Source organism: Candidatus Poriferisodalis multihospitum, assembly GCF_028283155.1.
Lineage (GTDB): Bacteria > Actinomycetota > Acidimicrobiia > Acidimicrobiales > Poriferisodalaceae > Poriferisodalis > Poriferisodalis multihospitum.
The window spans coordinates 1-5,017 of sequence record NZ_JAPYOK010000018.1 but is presented as its reverse complement, the minus strand read 5'-3'; the positions used below and the strand labels follow the sequence as shown (position 1 = coordinate 5,017).

The 5,017-nt window shown below is 67.2% G+C and carries 5 protein-coding genes; 3 read left to right on the top strand and 2 right to left on the bottom strand.

The features are described 5' to 3' along the window. Window positions 1-1,138, top strand: a 1,138-nt coding sequence (locus VI480_RS00600; protein ID WP_323670868.1) for a DMT family transporter, incomplete at its 5' end; no start/stop codon positions are given. Window positions 1,139-1,255: 117 nt separating this feature from the next. Continuing rightward, window positions 1,256-2,086, top strand: coding sequence for a DUF6159 family protein (locus VI480_RS00595; protein WP_323670867.1), 831 nt, complete (start codon window positions 1,256-1,258; stop codon window positions 2,084-2,086). Between the two features lie 22 nt (window positions 2,087-2,108). Here the strand turns inward: VI480_RS00595 and VI480_RS00590 are convergent, their stop codons facing one another. Together VI480_RS00590 and VI480_RS00585 are read right to left on the bottom strand one after the other, a co-directional pair. Further along, entirely contained in the window at window positions 2,109-2,945 is an 837-nt protein-coding gene (locus VI480_RS00590) for an LLM class F420-dependent oxidoreductase (protein WP_323670866.1), read from the bottom strand. 66 nt (window positions 2,946-3,011) lie between these two features. Next, window positions 3,012-4,235: an aminotransferase class III-fold pyridoxal phosphate-dependent enzyme gene (locus tag VI480_RS00585; RefSeq protein ID WP_323670865.1), complete on the bottom strand. Its 1,224-nt coding sequence runs from the start codon at window positions 4,233-4,235 to the stop codon at window positions 3,012-3,014. A gap of 87 nt (window positions 4,236-4,322) precedes the next feature. On the opposite strand from VI480_RS00585, the gene VI480_RS00580 reads away from it, so the two are divergent. Then, the coding region (locus VI480_RS00580) for a CaiB/BaiF CoA transferase family protein (RefSeq protein ID WP_323670864.1) at window positions 4,323-5,017 on the top strand (695 nt) is incomplete at its 3' end.

Sequence of the window (5,017 nt, the reverse complement as noted above, 5' to 3'; positions counted from 1 at the left end):
GAGGGGTGCGGGCCAGCCGGCTGCGGCGAGCGACAGCGGACCGGCCGTGCCGTCGGGCGCCGTCTTCCATGTCGCCCCGGCCATCGACCGGGCGGGCGGTGTCGAAGCGCCGCTCAACGGCGCTGCGGAGGTTGTGGGGCGCGCACCGGCCAAATGCTCGACGGCGAGCTCCGCAACGGGTGCCACATCGGTGCGGACCGCTGGCGGTGCGCTGCCGCTGCTGGTCATGGGCCTGGTGGTCATCTCGTGGGGCCTCGGGCCGCCCATCTCCAAGCTGCTCACCGCGCCGGCGATGGTGAGCGCCTTCATCCGATTCGGCATGTCCACGCCGTTCCTGCTCGTGGTGCTGGCGCTGCGAGGCCGCTGGCTGTCACGCGGGGTGTTCATCCAGACGGCGCTGCCCGGCCTGTCGTTCGGCATCAACATGGTCTTCGTTTTCGCAGCGGTGCAGGAAGTCACGATCTCGGTGATGTCGGTGATGATGGCCCTGCAGCCGGCCATGCTCCTGGCGCTGGTGGGTCCGATCTTCGGCGATCGGGTGAGCGTTCGCCAGATCGTCTTCACGCTGATCGGGGTGGGCGGCGCCGTCGGTGTGATCATGGGCGCCGGCGGCGAGTTCCGTGCCAGCGGGTTCGGGCTCTTCCTCACCGCCATGTCGGTGCTGACATTCACCGTCTATTTCGTTCTGACCCGGATGGCCCGAGCGTCCACCGATGTCGACCCGATCGAGTGGATGGCCGGCATCAACTTCTGGTCATTTGTGGCCGCGGTCCCGCCCACTGTGCTGTTGGTGACACCGAGTCAGTTCTTCGAGTTCGACGGGCTGGATTGGCTGTGGATCGTGATCGTGGCCTTCGTGACCGGGGTATTCGGCCACGTGCTGATGACGTGGTGCCACGGTCACATCGAGGTGGCTCGATCCTCGCTGTACGTGCTGGCCATGCACATCGTGGCCGTCGGCACGGCCTGGCTCATCCACGGCGAGCCGGTCACGCCGATGCAGTTCTTGGGCGGCGCCGTCGTGCTGTTCTCGGTGGCAATGGTCATCCGCACGCCTGCCGGATCGCGTGCTTCGCCTGCACCGGTCGAGCAGGCCACCGAACCCGAACTGCCTGCCGCTGCGCGTTCGCATGACTGACGACCTGGCGTCGCGCAGGCTGGATACGCTCAGGTTCGACGCGGCGCTGGAGTCTGATCAGCGGGCGCTGTGTACGTCCTGTCGGCGCGATGCCGACCTTCCCCGGGGAGCACTTCAATGGGCCGATTCGCCAACACGTGGCGGCTGACCAAGCACTCGTGGTCGCTGCTGAAGCAGGACCGCGAGCTGCTGTGGCTGCCGGTCCTCAGCATGCTGACCATCTTGGCCATTGTCGCTGCGGCCGCGGTGGTCGGCTTCGTCACCGGCAGCTTCGATGCAAGCGGGGGCGCCGAGAGTGTCGAGGGCAGCGCAGTCGTGCTCGGGCTCGTGTTCGCCTTCGTTGCAACGGCCACGGTGGTGTACTTCGAAGGCGCACTTGTGGCAGGTGCGCACGAGCGCATGACCGGCGGCGATCCCACCGTGCGCAGCGCAATGAGCAAGGCAGCGTCACGGCTCCCGAGCCTGCTCGGCTGGGCGCTCATCACGATGACCGTGGGGCTGGTGCTGCGCTTCCTGCGAGAGCGCCTGGGCTGGCTGGGCCAGATGCTGACCTTTCTGGCCGAGGCAGCGTGGGGTGTGGCCACCTACCTCGTCGTTCCCGCCATCATCATCGACGATTTCAGATCGTTCGCCAGCGTCAAGCACTCCATGTCGCTGGTCCGCCGCACATGGGGTGAGAACCTCATCGCCCAGGCGGGGTTCGGCTTGTTGGGCTTCGTGATCGCCCTGCCGATCATCCTCGTCGCAGTGCTGATCGCAACATTGGTGCCCGGGATCGGCCTGTACATCGGCATCGCTGTCGGCGTGATCGGCGTACTCGCCGTGAGCGTTGTGGTGAGCGCGTTGAGCCTCTACTTCAAGACAGCGCTCTACGAGTACGCCACCGACGGCGTGGCGCACGGCGGCTTCGACATCGACGAGATGGAGGCCTCGTTCCGCTCGAAGTAGCCAGACCGAGCAGCCCGGCGTTTCAGCCGCCGATGCCGTGTTCGGCGGCGAAGGCGGTGAGGCCCTCGCTGATCTCGGCGACGTCGCCGGTGTTCCAGGAGACCACGAGTTCCGTTACCCCGACGGCTGCATAGCTAGTAGCCAGCTCTGGAGTCACTTCGTCGGCGGTCCGGCGCACGGAGACCTCAGCAGGGATGCCTGGGCGGCCTGCCGCCTCTGCGGCCTCGCGGATCACCGGCAGGCGCTTTGCGACGCTCTCGGGCGACAGCATCATCGGATGCCAGCCGTCGCCCAGACGGCCGACGCGCCGCAGCGCCGGCGGGCGGTTGCCGCCGATGAGGATCGGGGGCCGCGGCTGCTGCAGCGGCTTGGGCGAGCTCACAGCGCCTTCGAACGAGTAGTAGTGCCCGTCGTAGTTGGCGCTCGGCTGGGTCCACAGCAGGTCGAGCACCTCGATGAACTCGTTGCTGAGCCGACCCCGGTCCTCGTATTCCGCGCCGAGCAGCGCGTTCTCCTCGGGCAGGCTGCCCACGCCCAGTCCGACCACCAGCCGCCCACCGCTCAGCCGGTCCAGCGTGGCGAGCTCCTTGGCCAGCACCATCGGGTGCAGGTACGGCATCACGAGCACGCTGGTGCCGAGGCGCACCCGTGAGGTGTGGGCGGCCATCCAGGTGAGCGTCACGAGCGCATCGTGGTACGGCCGCTCGCCGAGGCGGTCCCACACGTAGCCGACGTTGACCACGTGATGGTTCACCCACACCGAGTCGAAGCCGAGCTGCTCGGCCTCGACCGCCAAGGCGACGACATCGGCGGGGTCGTCCACCCCGAAGTTGTTGGGCACGGTGAAGCCGAACTTCATGGGCGGAGCCTCCTTGGGCGTCGAGGCGCGGGCAATGCAGGGCGGGAGCGAGGCCGGCCGTGAGCCTCAGGCCAGCGCAGCGAACGCTGAGTCAGCGATGTCGCAGGTGCGCTTGATGTCGTCGTCGGTGTGGGCAGTGCACACGAAGTTGTTGTGGTAGCTGAGCAGGTAGGCGCCCCGGCGGATGCATTCAGCCACCCAGCGGGCATGGAACTTCCCGCCGCCGGGACCGACGACGCGCAGGTACGGCATGGCGGGCACACCGCTCACCCGAAGCTCGTGCCCATGGGCTGCTGCCACATCGGTCAGCGCCTCGCCGAGGCGGGTGCCCGTCGCCGTGGCGGTATTGGCGGCATCAGCCGCACGCAGCTCCCGCAGCGTGGCAAGCCCGGCGGCCATCGGCGCAGCATTGAAGAACTGGGTCCCAGTGAAGAACGTCTCGGCGGCGGCTTCCTTGAGCGCATCGCTGCCGGTGAGCGCTGCCAGCGGATGCCCGTTCGCGATCGCCTTGCCGAAGCACATGAGATCGGGCGTGAAGCCGTAGGCAACGTGCGAGCCGGCCAAGTCGATCCGGAATCCGCTCCGCACATCGTCGAGGATCACCACGACTCCTGCTGTCCGGCAAGCTGACTCCACTGCTGCCCAGTAGCCCTGCGCCGGTTGTTCGTTGTCTGCGAAGACGGGGTGGTGGTACGGCGAGGAGATGAAGCAGGCGATATCGCCCGGATGCGCATCGATGGCTGCCTGTACCGCACCGGAGTCGTTCCACGGCACCTCGATCACGAACGCCTGATCCTCCGCGATCGTGCCCTTGTTGCCCGGCGCTTGCATCCACGGCGCCGAGCCGTGATAGCCGCCTTGGATCTTGAGGATGTATCGCCGCCCGGTGGCTGCTCGGGCAACCATCGCCGCGAGCCCGGTCGCGTCGGCACCGTTCTTGCCGAACAGCGCCCAGTCGGCCCCGTCCACCATGTCAACGAGCTCTTCGGCCAGCTCCACCATGATCGGCGCGGCCAGGCTGACCGTGCTGCCATCGGCTGCCTGCTTCTCGGCGGCCTCTTCCACGGCCGGGTGGTTGTAGCCCAAGATGTTCGGGCCGTACGCGCACATCCAGTCGATGTAGGAGTTGCCGTCCACATCGGTGAACCGTGCGCCTTCCGCGGAGGAGAAGAAGACCGGGCCGTCGTCGATCACGGCGGGGCCGTAGTGGCCGTGCACGCCCTTGGGAATGACCGACTGCGCCCGCTCGTAGAGCTCTTTGGACTTGGAGGTTGGCATCGGCTCGCTCATGGGGCACTCTCCGACGGGAAGATCTTTGCGCTTTGCATCCTGACACACAGCGGGCCTGCGGGAATCTGTGGGGGTTACGATCCGGCGATGGGAGTGCTTGACGGATGCTCCGTCCTCGACTTGGCCATCTTGGTGCAGGGCCCCCAAGCCGCAGCGACGCTGCACGACATGGGGGCGTCGGTCATCAAGATCGAGTTGCCCGGCATGGGCGACCTGGGACGGGTCATCCCCGTGTCACCCGATGACCCGCGAAGTCCGTACTACGAGGCGTGCAACCGGGGAAAGCGGTCGGTCACGCTTGATCTGCGCACTCAGGGCGGCAAGAGCGCGCTTGAGCGGTTCGTCGCCGATGCCGATGTCCTGATCCACAATTTCGTGCCCGGGACGATGGAGGCCTGGGGCCTGTCCTATGAACACCTGTCAGCCATCAATCCTCGGCTCGTGTACGCCACCGGTTCGAGCTTCGGGCCGGTGGGCGACAAGGCGGGCCGCGAGGGCGCTGACTCGACCGGCCAGTCGGAGGGCGGGCTCATGTTCGCCAGCCGGATCGACGGCGGTCCCCCGATCATGAACGGGGCTGTCATTGCTGACCATGTCGGCTGCCAGAACATGGTCACCGGCATTCTTGCGGCGCTGCTGCATCGCCAAACGACCGGGCGAGGGCAGCGAGTCGACGTGTCACTCGTGGGCGGCATGATCTACGCCCAGGCGTCGGAAATGACCTACACCCTGCTGACCGGTCGCAACCCGGAGCGCATCGACTCGGGCCACGCGTTCGTTCC